Raw genomic sequence first — 16,986 nt, forward strand, 5'->3', positions numbered from 1 at the left:
ATAGCGGCCCTTTTGTCGAGACGGCAACCCCACCATGCGTGACGCATTTCTGCAACACCTCCGCAACCAGATTCAGGAACTGAAAGACACCGGTCTCTACAAAGACGAGCGGGTGATCGACAGCCAACAAACCGCTGACATTCACGTCACCACCGGCGAGAACGTCATCAATTTCTGCGCCAACAATTACCTGGGCCTGGCCAATAACAAACAGTTGATCGAAGCCGGCAAAGCCGCACTGGACAAATACGGCTACGGCATGGCCTCGGTGCGTTTCATTTGCGGCACCCAGTCGATACACAAGGATCTGGAAGCGCGGCTGTCGAAGTTTCTTGGCACCGAAGACACCATTCTGTACTCGTCCTGTTTTGATGCCAACGGCGGCCTGTTTGAAACCATTCTCGGCGAAGAAGACGCGGTGATTTCCGACGCACTTAACCACGCATCAATCATCGATGGCGTGCGGCTGTGCAAAGCCAAGCGCTTCCGCTACAACAACAACGACATGGCCGATCTGGAAGCCAAACTGAAAGAAGCCGATGCCGTCGGAGCACGGTTCAAACTGATCGCCACTGACGGCGTGTTCTCGATGGATGGCATTATCGCCAACCTGAAAGGCATCTGCGATCTGGCCGACAAATACAACGCCATGGTCATGGTCGACGATTCGCATGCGGTCGGTTTTATTGGCGAACGCGGTCGCGGCACCCACGAGTTCTGCGGCGTGATGGATCGGGTCGATATCATCACCGGCACGCTCGGTAAAGCGCTCGGCGGTGCCAGCGGTGGTTACACCTCCGGCAAAAAAGAAGTGATCGACTGGCTGCGCAACCGCTCGCGGCCGTATCTGTTCTCCAATACGCTGATGCCGGCCATCGCTGCCGCCACTATCCGCTGTCTCGAGCTGCTCGAAGGCGGCGACGCCCTGCGCAACAAGCTGCGGCGCAATGCCGCGCATTTCCGCGACAAGATGAGCGCGCTTGGCTTCACCCTGGCGGGTGCCGACCATCCCATCGTGCCGGTCATGCTTGGTGATGCTGCACTGGCCAAGGAATTCGCCAATCGGATGCTGAAGGAAGGCATCTATGTGATTGGCTTTTCCTTCCCGGTGGTGCCGAAAGGCGCGGCGCGTATCCGAACGCAAATGTCCGCGGCGCACGAGCTGCACCACATCGACAAAGCGGTCGCGGCGTTTGCCAAAGTGGGCCGTGAACTCGGTGTGATTAAGTAACGAGAATCTGATATTGGGGCGGCAATCACCCCCTCCCAGCCGCCCCCTTGGCAGGGGGAGGAGCTGAACGGTTCCCTCCCCTGCCAAGGGGGTGAGAACGGGAATTCAGATTCGTCAAAGTTGACGAATCTGCCGTCCGAGCGACATCAGTTCTGCTGATGTCTGGACGGGCTAGGGTGGGGTGATAGCCGCGCAAATAGCTGACAATACGACCGGTAGGGCGGATCAAGGCGCGCAGCGCCGGATCCGCCAGCGATATCGAAGCAATCGGTGGCTCCGCTCCGCTTGAGTCACCCTACGAGGAATCGCCGTGCTGCGGCACGCGAAGAGGTAACGCAAAATGAAAACGCTCGCCAAAGTAAAATCCGAACCGGGTATCTGGATGGTGGATGCCGCCAAGCCGGATGTCGGTCCTAACGATGTGCTGATCAAAATCAAGAAGACCGCCATCTGCGGCACCGACATGCACATCTACAAATGGGATGAGTGGTCGCAGAAAACCATCCCGGTGCCGATGACGGTCGGCCACGAATACGTCGGCGTGGTTGCCGGCATGGGCAGCGAAGTCAAAGGCCTGAAAATTGGCCAGCGCGTTTCTGGTGAAGGCCATCTGGTTTGCGGTCATTGCCGCAACTGCCGCGCCGGTCGCCGTCACCTGTGCCGCAACACCACCGGTGTTGGCGTCAACCGTCCGGGCGCGTTTGCCGAATATCTGGTGATTCCGGCTGAAAACGCCTTCCCGATCCCGGATGACATTCCGGATGACATCGCCGCCATTTTTGATCCGTTCGGCAATGCCACCCACACCGCGCTGTCGTTTGATCTGGTCGGTGAAGACGTGCTGATCACCGGCGCCGGCCCGATCGGCATCATGGCGGTCGCGATTTGCCGTCATGTTGGCGCCCGTCATATCGTCATCACCGACGTCAATGAATACCGGCTCGATCTCGCCAAGAAAATGGGCGCCACCCGCGCGGTCAACGTCAGCAAAGAGAAAGTCACCGACGTCATGCACGAGCTCGGCATGACCGAAGGCTTTGATGTGGGTCTGGAAATGTCCGGCGTACCGGCCGCGTTCCGCGGCATGCTCGAAGCGATGAACCACGGCGGCAAAATTGCAATGCTCGGCATTCCACCGTCAGAAGCGGCAGTGGATTGGAATCAGGTGATTTTCAAAGGTTTGATCATCAAAGGCATTTACGGCCGCGAGATGTACGAGACTTGGTACAAGATGGTCGCGATGATCCAGTCCGGCCTGGACCTGACGCCGATTATCACTCACCGATTCAACGTGGCTGATTTCCAGAAAGGCTTTGAGACGATGGGATCGGGTAACTCGGGTAAGGTGATTCTCAGTTGGGAATAACCCTGCACTGATAGAGCGACTGACTTACTTTTTAGCTCTGGAAACAAAGAGGCCCGCACTGCGGGCCTCTTTGTTTTTCGGTCTTGTTTCAGTGCGCCTTTTATGTGCCGCCAATTTTGCGTCCCCACCTCGGCAGCTTTAATAAAAGATGAGCGACAAGCCAGCAGATCGGAAATGCCACGATAAATCCGCCGTGTGCCATTCCCCAGCCAGTGAAGTGGGGCCATTGAAAGTGATTTGCCAATATCAGCCAAACGGCAAGAAATACGCTGGCCAGCAAAAACGAAACGAGAAGGTGTATTAGTGACCTCATTTCGCACTTCCATCACGTGTGAAATTGGGCCATCGAGCAATGCACACCCTCCTGCTCAATCTCAATGGTTGTATGCGCCAAGCCATGCTGGTGTGCCAGCGCATGCACCACCTGCTTGATTGTGCCTATCTGATGAATATCGGTGGCTTCGGCCACAATCAAATGCGTGGTCAGCACATGGCGTTCGCCATCCAGTGACCACAAGTGGGTATGGTGACAAGACAGCACCTGTGGAATGGCGCAGAGTTGCTGCTCGATTTCCGGCAGGCTCAGTTCTTCCGGCACCGCCTGCAGAAACAGCGCCAGGGTCCGACGCAGATTTTTGACCACGTTGTACGACACATACAGGGTGATCAGCACCGACAGGATCGGATCTAGGATCGGCATCGGTTTGACCATCATCACTGCGCTGACAATCAGCACCGCGACCCAGCCGAGTAAATCTTCGTACAAATGCCAGGCCAGCACCTTGGCATTCAATGTTTGTTCGTGACGCATCCGGAACGCGGCGAAGCCGTTGACGGCCACACCCAGCACCGCCAGTGCAAGCATGCCGGGTGCATGCACCGTTTCGGGATGCAGCAGGCGCGGAATCGCTTCCGACAGAATGAACAGGCCGCCGGCGATCAGCACCACGGTATTGATTAGCGCACCGAGCAGGGAGAACCGGCGATGGCCGTAGGAGTAACGCTCATTGGCGGCTTTGCCGGCGTAGTGTTCAAGCTTCCAGGCCATGCCGAGCGCGACGCTATCGCCCAGGTCATGCAGCGCGTCTGAGGTGATCGCCAGACTGTTGGTCAGCCAGCCGCCGATGAACTCGATAATCGTGAATGACAGGTTCAGCCAGAACGCTAACGCGATATTGCTGCCGGCGTGATGATGGTGATGGTGACCCGGCGCATGCGAATGACCATGAGCCGAACCATGGCCCGCATCATTGCCATGACCGTGCGAGTGGTGGCCATGATTCGGCGCGGAATGCGAATTGACAGGTTCGGTGGCCATAACGGGCGCAGACTACCTTGCGTGGCTACAAATCGTCGTAGCATTATGCGGCACGGTTTTGTCGCAAGACAGTCTTCCCTGATTGGAATCCCTCATGGCAACCCCCTACCACATTGCACTCGTCACCGGTGCCTCCAGCGGCTTCGGTGAAGCCATCGCCGAACGGCTCGCAGTCCGCGGCATGAAACTCGTCCTGTTGGCGCGCCGCGCTGACCGCCTGCAGGCACTCGCTGCGCGCCTGAACGTGCCCTGTCACATCATTGCTGTGGATGTTCGTGACCAGGCTGCGCTGCGCGCTGCCATCGCGGCGATTCCGGCCGAGTTTGCAGCCGTCGATGTGCTGGTCAACAACGCCGGCTTGGCGCTGGGTCTGGAGCCTGCGCATAAAGCCGACTTCGATGATTGGCAGCAGATGATCGATACCAATTGCACCGCACTGGCTTTGCTGACCCGCCTGATTTTGCCGGGCATGGTCGAACGCGGACGTGGTCATATTCTGATGATGGGCTCCATCGCCGGCTCGTACGCGTATCCGGGGGGCAATGCCTATGGTGCCAGCAAGGCGTTTGTCGATCAGTTTGCCCGCAATGTCCGCGCCGATGTGCTCGGCACCGGCGTGCGTGTCACCAATATCGAACCCGGTTTGGTCGGCGGCAGCGAATTCTCGCTGGTACGTTTCAAAGGCGATGCCGAGAAAGCCGCGAAAGTGTATGCCGGCGCCGAGGCATTGACGCCAGCCGATGTCGCGGAGTGCGTTGATTGGGCCATCGCCCAGCCAGCACACGTCAATATCAGCAGTATCGAAGTGATGCCGGTCTGTCAGGCCCACGGGCCATTGGCGGTGCACCGGAAATAACGTGGAGTGCAATCATCGCCGGAGGTGAGCTGCTGTAGTGTTCCCCTCCTTGCCAGGGAGAAGTCAGGATGGTTGAGCGAACACGCAACAGCACTGCAAATGGCAAATGGCGCAACAGTACGCGCGTCGGGGCATCACTAGTGCTGCTGTTTATTACCGCGTGCACCAGCGCACCATCGAGCCTGTCACCAAAGAAAGTGGCGATGCTTGACCCGATCGAGCCGAGTGCCGTAGCCGGCACCACACAGCCCCATTTTGAATACCAGAATCGTTGCGGCAAACCCTGTCAGCCCCTGACGCTGCATTGGCTGCTCGATGGCAGCTATCAGTTGATACGCGGTGATGAGCCTGCAATGGCAGGTCGCATGAGCGATGCACAGGTGACGCAGCTCAGCGCGCTCTATCAGCGATTGCGTGAGCTGACGCGCGATTTGCCGAGCGATCTCAGTCGGGCAACAATCTGCACAAGCTTTGCCACCGACCACGCAGTAAAAATCTTCGCCACCCCCGCCACGACCGAAAGCTGGCAGTTCAAGGACAATCTTGGTTGTAGCGGCTTTGAAATTGCCGAGCGTCTGCGCGAATTGGAAGCCAACATTGAAGCGCTGCTCCCAACCGGCACAAACAAAGCGCCAAGCCAACGTAGCCGCTACTGATTCCACCACAACAACCACCGTACGAGCACTGAGGGATCTACGAGATTCAACGGTTTTGGGTCGAGCTGGCTGATCCGGCAGGATTTGTGTGACAATAACGGCGTGATTGCTGCAATGCCGCATAAGGATTCTGTTTTTCAATGGAGTATGTTGATGTTTGCTTTTGGTCGTTTTTTCAAGCAGGTCGTTCTTTCCACTTCTGTTTTCCTTGCGGCCCAACAGGCGCATGCCAATCTGATCAGCACAGATTTCCAAGCAGATTCCGGTGACGGCTGGATTACCCTTGATACGGTAACCGGCATGGAGTGGCTGGATGTCAATCTGACGGCGGGTCAATCGTTTGACCAGGTTCGCACCGGAGATTGGATGCGCCGTGGTTTCCGCTTTGCCACCCAGCAAGAGCTGCTGCAGCTTTTCATCAATGCCGGAATTCCGGATGATGGTTACGACGTTGGCAATACCCATCCGGCGGAAGCGTTGGCGCTTGCGCTGCTGTTGGGACCCACAATAGACGCTGGCAGTCGTGTCAGTGTTGCCGGCTTGGTGGGTACGGATTTCTTTGGCAATGCCGTCAGTTTTGCAACGCACCCGGTTGGCGAACCTTTTTCCGCACTGGTCGGAAAAATCGATTACATCGATTTGTCTTTCATCCCAGGCTGGACGGCAATCGGTGAGGCGCATTTCACTGGCGGCCATCCCTTCAGTAATGAGTCAGACTCGAGTTTTGGTAGTTTCCTTGTCCGCGGTGAGGCTGAGCCAATTCCGGTACCAGCGCCGACAACTGCATTGCTGCTCGCATTCTCCGTATTGGGCTTGTCACGCAAGCGTAAAACTAACATAGCGGATTGATGTGTTTTCGTGGTGAACAAAAAGGCGACCATCGGTCGCCTTTTTGTTTGCTGCGGATAAATCAGTTCAAGCCCAGCTCTTTCTTCGCCGAACCAATCGTCATTGGGTGATAACCCGGCTCGGCTTTCTTGAACACTTCAATGGCCCAGGCTTTGTTGGCCGGGGTTTGCGCCAGCAGTTTGTACAGCGGGATCACCAGTTTGCGGCGGCCGATCTGGATCAGGTATTGCTCCAGGCGCGGGAAGGCAACTTTGTAATCGGCGCGGATCGCGGCGCGCAGCCAGGCGTGGGCGATTTCACTGTTGCCGTTCTGGGTCAGTTTGAATGCAGCATCGAGATCCTGCATTTGTGCCAGGGTCGGCTTTTCCGGCAGGCCGTCGAGGAAGCGCAGCCACTCGTGGGTGGTCCATTGCTTGGTCGGCAGCGCGGCGGCTTTTTTCTTGCCGGTGACGAAGGCTTGCAGTTGCTCATCCACTTTCGCGAACGCTGGCGATTCCGGTTGGGTGGCGTCGCTCGGCAGGCCCGGTTGATACAGCCACTCTTTCAGCTTGGCCAGCTTGATGCCGCGCTGGTTTTTGTTGAGCAATTCTTTTTCGGCGTAGGCCAGGAACTGTTCGGTGGTCAGGGTCTTGAACTTGAAGGTATTGAAATAGCCTTTGATGAAGGCATCAAATTTGTCGCGGCCGTATTTGTCTTCCAGATAGAACAGCAGCGACGCGCCTTTTTCGTACGGAATGCGGCTGAAGTTTTCATCCGGATCGCGACCGGTCAGATCCGGGGTCAGCACGCGATCTTTCTCGTCGACCTTGGCGAAGTCTTCCAGCAGATCGGCGCGGCCGAGCGCTTGTTCCATCACGGCGCGATCGCGGCCGTACAGTTCTTCCATGATCCGGTTTTCGACGTAGGTGGTGAAACCTTCGTTGAGCCAGGCATCGCGCCAGGTGGCGTTGGTGACCAGGTTGCCGGACCAGGAATGGGCAAGCTCATGGGCAATCAGGCTGACCAGCGATTTGTCACCCGCAATGACGGTTGGGGTCGCGAAGGTCAGGCGCGGATTTTCCATGCCGCCAAACGGGAACGACGGCGGCAGAATCAGCAAATCGTAACGACCCCAGGCATACGGGCCGTACAGTTTTTCGGCGGCAACCACCATCTGTTCGGTGTCGGCAAATTCTTTGACCGCAGCATCGAGCGTGACCGGCTCGGCCCAGACGCCGGTGCGTGCGCTCATCGGTTTGAAGGCCAGATCGCCAGCGGCGATGGCGATCAGGTACGACGGAATCGCCTGCGGCATCTTGAATTTGTATTCGCTGGTGGCGCCGCTGACGGTGGCGGCCACACTGGCGTCGTTATCGGCACTCATCACCGCGCGCAGATCTTTCGGCGTGCGGATGACCGCCGAGTAGGTCACCCGGACTTGCGGCGTGTCTTGCAGCGGAATGAAGCTGCGGGCGTGAATGGCCTGCGCTTGCGAGAACATGAACGGATATTTCTTGCCGGCCGTTTGCGCCGGTGTCAGCCATTGCAGACCCGAGGCTTCCGGGCTGCTGGCGTAACTGATTTTTACCGTGTCGGCGTCTTTTGGCAGCGTGATGCGCAGCGCGCTACCGAGAATCGGGTCAGCGGCATCGAGCGAGAAGGTGGTCGGCTGCAGCACGCCGGCGCGGCCGGCTTCGACTTTGCTGATGGTCAGCGCGCGGGTGTCGAGCACCAGCTGATCGTAAGCCGTCGCCAGCCGTTGCAGCGACAGGGTCGCGCTGCCGCGCAGCTGGTGCGCGGCGAAGTCGACATCCAGATCCAGATGGATATGGCGGGTGGTGACCTTGTCGGGTTCGGCGTAGGAGTGCACATCGCGCACGGAGTCGGTGGCGGCAGCCGTCGCCGGGTTGGCGGCGAGGCCGGTGAAACCGGCAAACAACGGTACGAGCAACAGGGAGTACAGGGCTTTCATCAGCAGGTCCGGTCCGGGTTAAGGGGACAGCAGATCGCGGTGGCCACAGCCAACCCGCGACAAGAGGCAGGCATGGTAAGAAGCTGGCGGCCGGATGTCGAGGCAGGCCCGCCCCGAAAGGGGCCTGCAATAGTGCCAGTCGGCAGCCAGAGCTGGGACAAGCGTTCAGCCGATGGCTGGCCAGAAAGTAGTCAGGCAGAGTCGCGGCCGGACGGGTAAAATGCGCGCCGGCCAAAAGCCCAGTCCCTTTTTTTGTTATCACGACACGCACTCAGCTGCCGGAGCTTCCCCATGCAAATTGCCGATCAAAAGGTCGTCAGCATCCATTACACCCTGCGCGACAAGGCCGGCAACGTGCTGGACAGCTCCGAGGGCAACCAACCGCTGGCCTTCATCCAAGGCCGCGGCAACATCATTCCGGGTCTGGAAAGCGCGATGGACGGCAAAGCCGTCGGCGACAAGTTTGACGCCGTGATCCCGGCCGCCGAAGCCTACGGCGAGCGCATCGAAGAGCTGGTGCAAGTGCTGCCGCGCAGCATGTTCAGCGGCATCGACGACATCATGGTCGGCATGCAATTCCAGGCAACCGGCGGCACCGGCCCGGTGGTCATCACCGTGACCGATATCGATGGCGACCAAATCACCGTTGACGGCAACCACGAGCTGGCTGGCGTTGAGCTGCACTTCGCTGTTGAAGTCGTCGACGTGCGTGACGCCAGCGCCGAAGAGCTGGCCCACGGCCACGTGCACGGCGCCGGTGGTCACCACCACCACGATGACGAAGAAGAAGACGGCGAGCATTGCTGCGGTGGCGGTTGCCACTAAGCGCTGAGCGGCAAACGCTGCTTCGCCAAACAAAAACGCCACCGGGAGGTGGCGTTTTTGTTTGCATCGAATGATCAATCAGTTTGCAGGGCGTTTGCTATCGGGCTGCCGCAGTTCGGGCAGTGCTTCATGTGCTGATGCAGTTCATGAAACGCGTAGAGCTCGGTCGAGCAGCTTGTGCACTTCACCGCTTTGGCCTTGCGATTGATCAAGGCGATGGCGGTCGCCGCGCTGATCAGCAACAGCGCGCAGACTCCAACAAGCTTGAACAGCGAATCGAGCGGCCGAAGGACCAAGCCCAACGCCACCACCGGGCCGATGAGCATCACAACAATCAGCAAGTTCTGTCGAAAGGCAGTACCAAACGATGTTGCGTTTGCCACCTTGAGCACTCCTGAATGGGCCGGCAATTTGTTGCTTGGTGAATCGCGTATCGCAGCTGGCTCAGCGCCGACTATCCAATGCCATCCGCACAGCCAGCCCGCCCAGCACCGTACCCATCAGCCATTTTTGCAGCTGGGCAAAGCGTGGCCGTTGTTGCAACAGCGCAGCAATGCGACCGGCGATCAGGATCAGATTGCCATTGACGGTCATGCTGATGGCGATCTGCAGACCACCGAGCAACAGCATTTGTGCCAGCACCTGGCCGCGTTCGGCGTGAATGAATTGCGGCAGCAAGGACAGATACAGCATCGCCGCTTTCGGGTTCAGCAGATTGGTCAGCAAGCCCATGCTGAACAGTTTGCGCGGCGAGTCTGGATTCAATTCCCGCAACTGCAAACCGCTGGTGCTGCCCGGCTTCAATGCCTGCCAGGCCAGATAGGCCAAATACGCGGCGCCGGTCAGTCGCAGCGCATCGTAGGCATAGGGCACGGCCAGCAGCAGCGCGCTGACGCCGAACGCCGCCAGCAGCATGTAAATCAGAAAACCAACGCCAACACCGCTCAGCGAAATCAGTCCGGCTTTCGCGCCCTGACTGGCCGAGCGCGACAGCAGATAAATCATGTTCGGGCCGGGCGTAATCGCCAGACCGAAACAGAGCAGGGCGAAGGCGGCGAGGGTTGATGATTCGATCAGCATGGGGTGTTTACCAGAGTGGGAAGGTCGTTGTCTTGAAGCAGTGCGAGTACATGACGTAGCTCAAATTGGCTGCAACCCTTGCCCCGGATCAAGCCGGACGAGTCAATGACATCAAGTTCGAATCCCTCTTCAACATCCTCAAAATAAATAACGCGTGAATCGACCTCGGCAACAACAAACACCGACTCAATATCGCCAAAGCGAGATATCGCGACTTTATACGGCGTCACGCGATGACGCTCGAACAGCGCTTGTTGTTCGTTTGAGCAAAGTTCTAACTGTTGACTCAGCAGAGTTGCCAGGTCAGTTTCAGAAATTGGGGTCCAGGATGGCATGGCATCTCGATTCTATTGATTCACCGCCGTCTTCTGGATATCAAACAACTCGCGGCAACCCTGCTTGGCGAGTTCCAGCAATGCGTTCAACTGTTCCGGTGAAAACGGCGCTCCTTCGGCGGTGCCTTGCACTTCGATAAAGCCACCGGTTTCAGTCATCACCACGTTCATGTCGGTTTCGCAGCCGGAGTCTTCCGGGTAATCCAGATCCAGCACCGGCACGCCTTGGTAAATGCCGACGCTGATTGCCGACACCCAGTGCTTGAACGGATTGGTTTTGATTTTGCCTTCCTTGCGCATCCACTGAATCGCGTCGTGCAGCGCGACGCAGGCACCGGTGATGGACGCACAGCGGGTGCCGCCGTCGGCCTGGATCACATCGCAGTCGAGCGTGATGGTGAATTCGCCAAGCTGATCCAGATTGACCGCACTGCGCAGCGCGCGGCCGATCAGACGCTGGATTTCCAGCGTCCGGCCGCCCTGCTTGCCACGGGCGGCTTCCCGATCATTCCGGTCATGGGTGGCGCGCGGCAACATGCCGTATTCAGCAGTCAACCAGCCCTGACCTTTGCCTTTCAGAAAACGCGGCACGCCGTCGACCACGCTGGCGGTACAAATCACCTTGGTCTCGCCGCACTCGACCAGTACCGAGCCTTCGGCGTGGCGGGTGAATTGGCGGGTCAGGGTGTAGGGACGCAGCTGGTTCGGGGTGCGTTGGCTCGGGCGCATGGGGAATCCGGGAGATCGAAGCGGAGAAGGCGGGCATTATAGGCTGGTCGACCGTGAAACTCCCCGCCTTGTTAAGGCGGGGCTGGGGGCGGTTAAGCTCAGGCTGATTTGGCGTATCCGAAGCGAACGGCGCACTTGCCGCCTCCGCAATCACCCCTCACCCCGCCCAGCCAATTGCAGAGCAATTGGCGCTGCGCCGGCGCCCAATGCACTGGCATTGGGCTTTATCCGGCTCCCCCTTGGTAAGGAGGGGAATCAAACGACCCGCAACCGTTCTTCCCATCCGCTACGCTGCTAAACTAACCGCCCTTTCCGTTTGCCCCCGGTAACCCATGATCCACAGCATGACCGCCTTCGCCCGCCGCGAAGCCACCAGCACCCTCGGCAGCTTCACTTGGGAAATCCGTTCGGTGAACCAGCGTTTTCTGGAGCCGTCTTTCCGGATGCCGGACACCATGCGGGCGCTGGAACACGTGCTGCGCGATCAAGCCAAGCAGCGGCTCACCCGCGGCAAGCTGGATTGTTCGTTGCGTTACGAACCGGCCATTGCCCAGCAACTGCCGGCGATCAATGAAACGCTGGTGACCCAGCTCGGCCAACTCAGTGCCCGGCTGAATGCCATGGGTGTCGACGGCAAATCGCTGTCGCATGCCGACATCCTGCGCTGGCCCGGCGTGCTGCAAACCGCCGATGCGGATGCCGAACAACTGCAAGCCGAAGCGCTGGCCCTGTTCGATGGCGCGCTGACCGATCTGCTGGCCATGCGCGCGCGCGAAGGCGAGCAGATCAAACGCATGCTGAAAGAGCGGCTCGATGGTATCGCCGCCGAAGTGGTCAAGGCGCGGGCGCTGTTGCCAGAAATCAAAGAGAAAGCCCGCGAGAAATTGCTCGCCAAATTCAGCGAAGCGAAAGTCGAACTCGATCCGACCCGGCTGGAACAGGAAATGGTCATGTTCGCCCAGCGCATCGATGTCGATGAAGAGCTGGACCGGCTAAGCACTCACGTCAACGAAATCAACCGCCTGCTCGACGAAGGCGGCGCCATCGGCCGCCGACTCGACTTCCTGATCCAGGAACTGCACCGCGAAGCCAATACGCTCGGCTCGAAATCAGTCAGCACCGCCACCACCGCCGTATCGGTGTCGTTGAAGGTGTATATCGAGCAAATGCGGGAACAGGTGCAAAACATCGAGTGATTATGATGACAGGGTTGGGACGAAAGTTTATTGATGGGGTAGTGTTTGGTATCGGCTTTTCCATTGCACTTGTCGGGATTGTCTTTGCGTTTACAAAACTGGAATCTGCAGGGGCAGCTACCAATGTATCGGGGCAGCTGTCCCCCTCCGATCTGACAAGGTTGCGAGCAGTCGTTGAGAAGGTGAACTTCGTCAGCAACAGAATAAGTGTTGAGGGCAAGGTCACAAATGCCAGCGATGTTGCGGTGACCTCACTCTATTTGGAAGCTATGGTGCGAGTTGGCGGAGTGCCCATAGATAAATGCAGTCAGTCCGTGAAGCAACGAATTGAGCCTGACGAGGCAACGCCGTTTGTGATTATTTGTGGCAAGTCGACCGAGATTGCCGATCCAGCGCAACTTGCTGCAGATGTGTCGATCGAAGCGGCGTATAGCAAGTAGTTGGGAATTTCATCGCGTATAAAGGCCACCAGAAAAAATGACCAAATCCGCACCCGGCAAACTCTTCATCATCTCCGCCGCCTCCGGCACCGGCAAAACCACGCTGGTGACGGCGCTGGTCAAAGACATGCCCGGCGTGATCCACTCCATTTCCACCACCACGCGTGCCAAGCGTGATGGCGAAGTGCATGGCGTGCATTACAACTTTGTCAGCGTAGACGAATTCAAGGCCATGGTTGCGCGCCATGCGTTTTACGAGCACGCCGAGGTCCATGGTAATTTTTACGGCACCTCGCGCGAATGGGTCGAGGCCCGACTTGCCGAAGGCCAGGATGTGATTCTGGAAATCGACTGGCAGGGCGCAGCGCAGATGCGCAAGCTGATGCCGGCCTGCGTCACCGTTTTCATTCTGCCGCCGTCGATTGCGGCGCTGGAATCCCGGCTGCGTGGTCGGGGCAAGGACAGTGAAGAGGTGATTCAACGCCGGCTCGCGGCCGCCAAAGGCGAGATCGCCCACGCGCCGGAATACGATTACCTGATTATCAATGACGACCTGAATCAGGCCCTGACCGAATTGAAGGCGGTATTTCTGGCCGAACGCTGCCAGACTGCGGTGCAGCAACAACGGCATGCACAGCAGATGAAAGCGCTGCTTTCCTGAAGCGGAAAGAAAGCGAAATGATCTTCTATCAGACCAACTTCATCCTGGCTTGCGTTTGCGGAATTACGTTCTATGCGATGGCGAAGGAAGAGGCCAAGAACGGCAAGCGGGACAATGGCTGGCTTTGGGCGGGTTTGTCTGCCGCACTTTCAGGGCTGGTAATTGGAATCTTCAGCGGCGGCTGGGTCGCGGTGTTGCTGCTGAATAGTGCCCTGTTTGTCGGCATTGCACTATTTCGCGTTATGCAGGATCGGAAATGACGGCTGCGTGTTGTGAGGTGTGTTTGCTGTTGCAGCGACATGGCAAGCAGTTGCGGGAGTTGTTGCGCTGACCATGGGACATGGAACAAATAAACTGGGCTTTGGTCGGCTGCTAACAGCAACCGCAGCAATCTGGCTGGTGATGTCATTGCTGCTGGAATTTCAGTCCGCGCTTTTTTCGGATACCCTGGAATCCGCTTTACTGAAATATCTGCCGATAGAGCCGTGCGCCTATGAATCGGACCATGAATTTTTTGATGCCTGCTTTGGCTCATTGTTGATTGTCTACAAGGCCATCAAACTCGCTCTGGTCGGTGTCCCTATCCTTATCTTCGTGTCGGCAATGGTTTCTTATTTGATGTATCGGAAACTGACCGAGCCATACTGGCGGTTTGTAGGATTGACGTTTCCCTTTGTTGCCATCCCTACTGTAGTTTCTTGGTTGGCCTATTCTTACTTCGATCCGGGTGAGTTGATTTGTCTTCTGGCTTCTCTTTTAGGCTTGATGATGGGGTGCCGGAACGCGGAGCGTTATCAACGCAAATTGATGAATCCGGTTCATTCGGTTCTACAAGCGACCTAGTGCTGTCTTGGTCCGGATGCAATCCGGGCAATTTCTCACTGGAACTCATGGCCGAAAAAATCACCTCAGCCGCTTTTTTCAGTATTCCGATTGCTCTACGCAGCCGATGAATTCACCAGCGCCCACGGCACGTCTTTCCACTCCGCCAGCAGAAAATCAATAAACGCTCTTACCTTCGGCGCCAGCAAACGGCCGCTCGGATACACCGCCCAGATATGGGATTTGTTGGCGAGCGGATAATCGATCAGCACCGGCACCAGTGCACCGCTGGCGAGCTCGCGGTGGATGTTCCAGATCGATTGTATGCAGATGCCGAGTCCGGCGAGTGCGGCCTCGCGCAGGCTTTCGCCGTGGTTGCAGCGCAGCCGGCCCTGCACCTGCACGGCAAGTTCAGAACCGTTGCCGGTGACAAATTTCCATTGCCGTTGCTCGTTCAGGATCAGGCATTCGTGCTGCGCCAGATCCGCCGGCTGCAGCGGAGTGCCATGACGGGCGAGATAGGCCGGTGCGGCCACCGGCAATCGATCACTGATCGCCAGTTTGCGCGCAACCAGACCCGGATCAATTTGCTCGGCCATGCGGATGCCGACGTCGAACCCTTCCTGGATCAAATCGACCACCTGATCGGACAGATGTAAATCGATTTTCAGTTGCGGATGCAGCGCCAGAAATTTCGCCAGCAGTGGGGTCAGGTGTTGCCGGCCGAACGAGGCCGAGGTGGTGACGCGCAACACGCCTTGCACCAGCTGGCCCGGCGCGCTGAAGCTGGCGCGGGCGTTGGTCATGGCTTCTACCAGCGCTTCGGCGTGGCTCAGAAACAGCCGGCCGTCTTCGCTGAGACTCAGACTGCGGGTGCTGCGGTGAAACAGCCGCACGCCGAGTTTCTGTTCCAGCTGGCCGAGCCGATGACTGACCACGGCCGGTGACAGGTTGGCTTCGCGGGCGGCGGCGCTGAGGCTGCCCAGGGTAGCGATGCGCAGGAACAGCTGCAGATCGGCTTCGTCCATCGTTGGTTTTCCTTTGTTACCTTTTGCTGTGGTGTAGCGGTTCCCCCTCTCCCCAACCCTCTCCCGCGAGGGGAGAGGGAGCAATAAAGTGCGTGCTCGCCTTTAGTAGCGGGCCAAGCAATCGCCAGCACGTGGCGCGGCGGCGAAACGAAGCCGTGTTTCGTTAAATCCCGCTCTACCTTATGAGGCACGAGTGAGCTCAACTCCCTCTCCCCTCGCGGGAGAGGGCTGGGGAGAGGGGGCTTCGGGACCGAAGACGTGGCCGGCTAGCAGCTTGTCGCCATCCGCCGAGGCGGTTAAATCATCGCAATTTTCAAATAAAGCCAAACACTGCATCCACAGTCTGCCTGATTATCGCCATTTACCATCGCAATTACACTGTCCGCCATCGCTGGAGCCGTTTGCTCCGCCTGTACCCAAACCGGAGTGATTGCCATGACCAAGCCAAGCCTGACCACCACCCACCTGCCGAGCACCATGCAGGCCCAGCTCATCCGCGCCTTCGGTGAACCCGAGGTGTTCCAGCTGGAGACCGTGACCCGGCCGGAAGCCGGTCCGGGCCAAGTGCTGGTGCGCCAGCGCGCGACCAGCGTCAATCCGGTGGATTACAAGATTCGCCGTCATGGCCCGGCGCTGGGTCCGGTCTTGCCGGCCGTGCTGGGGGCGGATGTCGCCGGCGAGGTGGTTGCGGTTGGTGCCGGCGTCACGGCGTTCAAGGTCGGTGACGAGGTCTATGGCAGCGCCGGCGGCGTTCGCGGCCTGCCGGGCGCCTATGCCGAGTATGTCAATGCCGACGCCCGACTGCTGGCGGCCAAGCCGAAAACCCTGAGCTGGCGCGAAACGGCGGCGCTGCCGCTGGTCAGCATCACGGCCTGGGAAGGGCTGGTCGACCGGGCTCGCATCCAACCGGGCGAGAAGGTGCTGGTGCTCGGTGGCGCAGGCGGCGTTGGTCATATCGCGGTCCAGATTGCCAAGGCGCGTGGCGCCCATGTCACGGCGACCGTGTCGTCCGCTACTAAGGCGGCGCTGGTGCGCGAGCTGGGGGCCGATGCGGTGGTCAATTACCGGGAAGAAACGGTGGCCGATTACGTCCAGCGGCTGACCGACGGTGCCGGTTTTGACGTGGTGTTCGACGCGGTCGGCGGCGACAACCTGAACACGGCGTTGCAAGCGGCGCGGCTCAATGGCCAGGTGGTCACCATCGTCGCCAGCCAGCAATATGACCTGACCCCGATGCACCTCAAGGGCCTGAGCCTGCATGTGGTGTTCATGCTGATCCCGATGCTGCATGACCCGAAACATAGGCTGGACCGGGCGCATCACGGCCAGATACTGCGCGAAGTCGCTAAACTGGCCGACGCCGGCCAACTGCGGCCGGTGCTGGATTCGGCGGCCTTCGCGCTGGCCGACATGGCGGCTGCCCATCGCCGGCTGGAGAGCGGGGCAGCAGTCGGCAAGGTGGTGGTCGAGATCGGCTGAAACCCGCCCGACCGGCCGGGCCGGCCGCCGGCCTGAATCCCGCTGCGCCCGTATCCGATCTGGCCGGCTGGCCGCCTTTTCGCTACACTACACGGCCCTGCGTCCAGCGCAGGGCCTACGCGTTTTGCAGTTGCTATGGCAGTCCGCAGTCCGTAATCGTTACC

General features: G+C 58.7%; 19 protein-coding genes. 12 read left to right on the plus strand and 7 right to left on the minus strand.

Translation table 11 applies throughout. The features are described 5' to 3' along the window. Nucleotides 1-34: 34 nt before the first annotated feature. A complete protein-coding gene (locus HPT27_RS05435) occupies nt 35-1,231 on the plus strand; it encodes a glycine C-acetyltransferase (protein ID WP_172240043.1) in 1,197 nt (398 codons plus the stop codon). 340 nt (nt 1,232-1,571) lie between these two features. Next, entirely contained in the window at nt 1,572-2,597 is a 1,026-nt protein-coding gene (tdh, locus tag HPT27_RS05440; RefSeq protein ID WP_172240046.1) for an L-threonine 3-dehydrogenase, read from the plus strand. A gap of 325 nt (nt 2,598-2,922) precedes the next feature. Here tdh and HPT27_RS05445 read toward each other — a convergent pair whose 3' ends face one another. Further along, nucleotides 2,923-3,915 (minus strand): cation diffusion facilitator family transporter, encoded by a 993-nt coding sequence (locus HPT27_RS05445; RefSeq protein WP_172240049.1) that lies wholly within the window; start codon nt 3,913-3,915, stop codon nt 2,923-2,925. A gap of 94 nt (nt 3,916-4,009) precedes the next feature. On the opposite strand from HPT27_RS05445, the gene HPT27_RS05450 reads away from it, so the two are divergent. The 3 genes from HPT27_RS05450 (at nt 4,010) to HPT27_RS05460 (ending at nt 6,276) form a co-directional block, all read left to right on the plus strand. Further along, complete coding sequence (locus HPT27_RS05450) at nt 4,010-4,771, plus strand: SDR family NAD(P)-dependent oxidoreductase (RefSeq protein ID WP_172240052.1); 762 nt, start codon at nt 4,010-4,012, stop codon at nt 4,769-4,771. Nucleotides 4,772-4,839: 68 nt separating this feature from the next. Continuing rightward, nucleotides 4,840-5,427 carry a hypothetical protein gene (locus HPT27_RS05455; RefSeq protein WP_172240055.1) on the plus strand — a complete coding sequence of 196 codons (588 nt, stop codon included), beginning with the start codon at nt 4,840-4,842 and terminating at the stop codon, nt 5,425-5,427. A 153-nt stretch (nt 5,428-5,580) separates the two neighbouring features. After that, nucleotides 5,581-6,276 carry a hypothetical protein gene (locus HPT27_RS05460; protein ID WP_172240058.1) on the plus strand — a complete coding sequence of 232 codons (696 nt, stop codon included), beginning with the start codon at nt 5,581-5,583 and terminating at the stop codon, nt 6,274-6,276. A gap of 61 nt (nt 6,277-6,337) precedes the next feature. Here the strand turns inward: HPT27_RS05460 and HPT27_RS05465 are convergent, their stop codons facing one another. Beyond that, nucleotides 6,338-8,227 carry a M1 family metallopeptidase gene (locus tag HPT27_RS05465; RefSeq protein WP_172240061.1) on the minus strand — a complete coding sequence of 630 codons (1,890 nt, stop codon included), beginning with the start codon at nt 8,225-8,227 and terminating at the stop codon, nt 6,338-6,340. 291 nt (nt 8,228-8,518) lie between these two features. On the opposite strand from HPT27_RS05465, the gene slyD reads away from it, so the two are divergent. Further along, on the plus strand, nt 8,519-9,052 hold the full coding sequence (gene slyD / locus HPT27_RS05470) for a peptidylprolyl isomerase (RefSeq protein ID WP_172240064.1): 534 nt from the start codon (nt 8,519-8,521) through the stop codon (nt 9,050-9,052). A 74-nt stretch (nt 9,053-9,126) separates the two neighbouring features. Here slyD and HPT27_RS05475 read toward each other — a convergent pair whose 3' ends face one another. The 4 genes from HPT27_RS05475 to rph all read right to left on the minus strand — a co-directional run bounded on the left by HPT27_RS05475 (nt 9,127) and on the right by rph (nt 11,196). Then, entirely contained in the window at nt 9,127-9,435 is a 309-nt protein-coding gene (locus HPT27_RS05475) for a hypothetical protein (protein ID WP_172240067.1), read from the minus strand. Nucleotides 9,436-9,496: 61 nt separating this feature from the next. Continuing rightward, nucleotides 9,497-10,129 (minus strand): LysE family translocator, encoded by a 633-nt coding sequence (locus HPT27_RS05480; protein ID WP_172245112.1) that lies wholly within the window; start codon nt 10,127-10,129, stop codon nt 9,497-9,499. Further along, nucleotides 10,126-10,467 carry a hypothetical protein gene (locus HPT27_RS05485; protein ID WP_172240070.1) on the minus strand — a complete coding sequence of 114 codons (342 nt, stop codon included), beginning with the start codon at nt 10,465-10,467 and terminating at the stop codon, nt 10,126-10,128. The genes HPT27_RS05480 and HPT27_RS05485 overlap by 4 nt, the downstream gene beginning before the upstream one ends. 12 nt (nt 10,468-10,479) lie before the next feature. Next, nucleotides 10,480-11,196: a ribonuclease PH gene (gene rph, locus HPT27_RS05490; protein WP_172240073.1), complete on the minus strand. Its 717-nt coding sequence runs from the start codon at nt 11,194-11,196 to the stop codon at nt 10,480-10,482. 344 nt (nt 11,197-11,540) lie between these two features. Here rph and HPT27_RS05495 point away from each other — a divergent pair, with 344 nt between their 5' ends. The 5 genes from HPT27_RS05495 to HPT27_RS05515 are packed head-to-tail and all read left to right on the plus strand — an operon-like array spanning nt 11,541 to nt 14,336. Beyond that, the gene (locus tag HPT27_RS05495; RefSeq protein ID WP_235950847.1) at nt 11,541-12,392 is read left to right on the plus strand and encodes a YicC/YloC family endoribonuclease; all 852 of its coding nucleotides are present in this window, start codon (nt 11,541-11,543) and stop codon (nt 12,390-12,392) included. Nucleotides 12,393-12,394: 2 nt separating this feature from the next. Continuing rightward, the gene (locus HPT27_RS05500) at nt 12,395-12,832 is read left to right on the plus strand and encodes a hypothetical protein (protein WP_172240079.1); all 438 of its coding nucleotides are present in this window, start codon (nt 12,395-12,397) and stop codon (nt 12,830-12,832) included. 37 nt (nt 12,833-12,869) lie between these two features. Next, nucleotides 12,870-13,493 (plus strand): guanylate kinase, encoded by a 624-nt coding sequence (gmk, locus tag HPT27_RS05505; protein WP_172240082.1) that lies wholly within the window; start codon nt 12,870-12,872, stop codon nt 13,491-13,493. Nucleotides 13,494-13,510: 17 nt separating this feature from the next. Continuing rightward, the gene (locus HPT27_RS05510; protein WP_172240085.1) at nt 13,511-13,753 is read left to right on the plus strand and encodes a hypothetical protein; all 243 of its coding nucleotides are present in this window, start codon (nt 13,511-13,513) and stop codon (nt 13,751-13,753) included. Between the two features lie 19 nt (nt 13,754-13,772). After that, a complete protein-coding gene (locus tag HPT27_RS05515) occupies nt 13,773-14,336 on the plus strand; it encodes a hypothetical protein (RefSeq protein WP_172240088.1) in 564 nt (187 codons plus the stop codon). Nucleotides 14,337-14,431: 95 nt separating this feature from the next. Here the strand turns inward: HPT27_RS05515 and HPT27_RS05520 are convergent, their stop codons facing one another. Continuing rightward, the gene (locus HPT27_RS05520; RefSeq protein ID WP_172240091.1) at nt 14,432-15,343 is read right to left on the minus strand and encodes a LysR family transcriptional regulator; all 912 of its coding nucleotides are present in this window, start codon (nt 15,341-15,343) and stop codon (nt 14,432-14,434) included. A gap of 435 nt (nt 15,344-15,778) precedes the next feature. On the opposite strand from HPT27_RS05520, the gene HPT27_RS05525 reads away from it, so the two are divergent. After that, complete coding sequence (locus HPT27_RS05525; RefSeq protein WP_235950848.1) at nt 15,779-16,822, plus strand: zinc-dependent alcohol dehydrogenase family protein; 1,044 nt, start codon at nt 15,779-15,781, stop codon at nt 16,820-16,822. The last annotated feature ends 164 nt before the right edge of the window (nt 16,823-16,986 follow it).

The sequence above is a fragment of the Permianibacter fluminis genome (assembly GCF_013179735.1).
Classification (GTDB): domain Bacteria; phylum Pseudomonadota; class Gammaproteobacteria; order Enterobacterales; family Permianibacteraceae; genus Permianibacter; species Permianibacter fluminis.

What these genes read in the sequence shown, in the direction of transcription:
- tdh (WP_172240046.1), top strand. Translation starts at nt 1,572, where the DNA reads ATGAAAACGCTCGCCAAAGTAAAATCCGAACCGGGTATCTGGATGGTG.
- rph (WP_172240073.1), bottom strand. Translation starts at nt 11,196, where the DNA reads ATGCGCCCGAGCCAACGCACCCCGAACCAGCTGCGTCCCTACACCCTG.
- HPT27_RS05465 (WP_172240061.1), bottom strand. Translation starts at nt 8,227, where the DNA reads ATGAAAGCCCTGTACTCCCTGTTGCTCGTACCGTTGTTTGCCGGTTTC.
- HPT27_RS05495 (WP_235950847.1), top strand. Translation starts at nt 11,541, where the DNA reads ATGACCGCCTTCGCCCGCCGCGAAGCCACCAGCACCCTCGGCAGCTTC.
- HPT27_RS05435 (WP_172240043.1), top strand. Translation starts at nt 35, where the DNA reads ATGCGTGACGCATTTCTGCAACACCTCCGCAACCAGATTCAGGAACTG.
- slyD (WP_172240064.1), top strand. Translation starts at nt 8,519, where the DNA reads ATGCAAATTGCCGATCAAAAGGTCGTCAGCATCCATTACACCCTGCGC.
- HPT27_RS05455 (WP_172240055.1), top strand. Translation starts at nt 4,840, where the DNA reads ATGGTTGAGCGAACACGCAACAGCACTGCAAATGGCAAATGGCGCAAC.
- gmk (WP_172240082.1), top strand. Translation starts at nt 12,870, where the DNA reads ATGACCAAATCCGCACCCGGCAAACTCTTCATCATCTCCGCCGCCTCC.
- HPT27_RS05460 (WP_172240058.1), top strand. Translation starts at nt 5,581, where the DNA reads ATGTTTGCTTTTGGTCGTTTTTTCAAGCAGGTCGTTCTTTCCACTTCT.
- HPT27_RS05500 (WP_172240079.1), top strand. Translation starts at nt 12,395, where the DNA reads ATGATGACAGGGTTGGGACGAAAGTTTATTGATGGGGTAGTGTTTGGT.
- HPT27_RS05445 (WP_172240049.1), bottom strand. Translation starts at nt 3,915, where the DNA reads ATGGCCACCGAACCTGTCAATTCGCATTCCGCGCCGAATCATGGCCAC.
- HPT27_RS05485 (WP_172240070.1), bottom strand. Translation starts at nt 10,467, where the DNA reads ATGCCATCCTGGACCCCAATTTCTGAAACTGACCTGGCAACTCTGCTG.
- HPT27_RS05510 (WP_172240085.1), top strand. Translation starts at nt 13,511, where the DNA reads ATGATCTTCTATCAGACCAACTTCATCCTGGCTTGCGTTTGCGGAATT.
- HPT27_RS05525 (WP_235950848.1), top strand. Translation starts at nt 15,779, where the DNA reads ATGACCAAGCCAAGCCTGACCACCACCCACCTGCCGAGCACCATGCAG.
- HPT27_RS05520 (WP_172240091.1), bottom strand. Translation starts at nt 15,343, where the DNA reads ATGGACGAAGCCGATCTGCAGCTGTTCCTGCGCATCGCTACCCTGGGC.
- HPT27_RS05450 (WP_172240052.1), top strand. Translation starts at nt 4,010, where the DNA reads ATGGCAACCCCCTACCACATTGCACTCGTCACCGGTGCCTCCAGCGGC.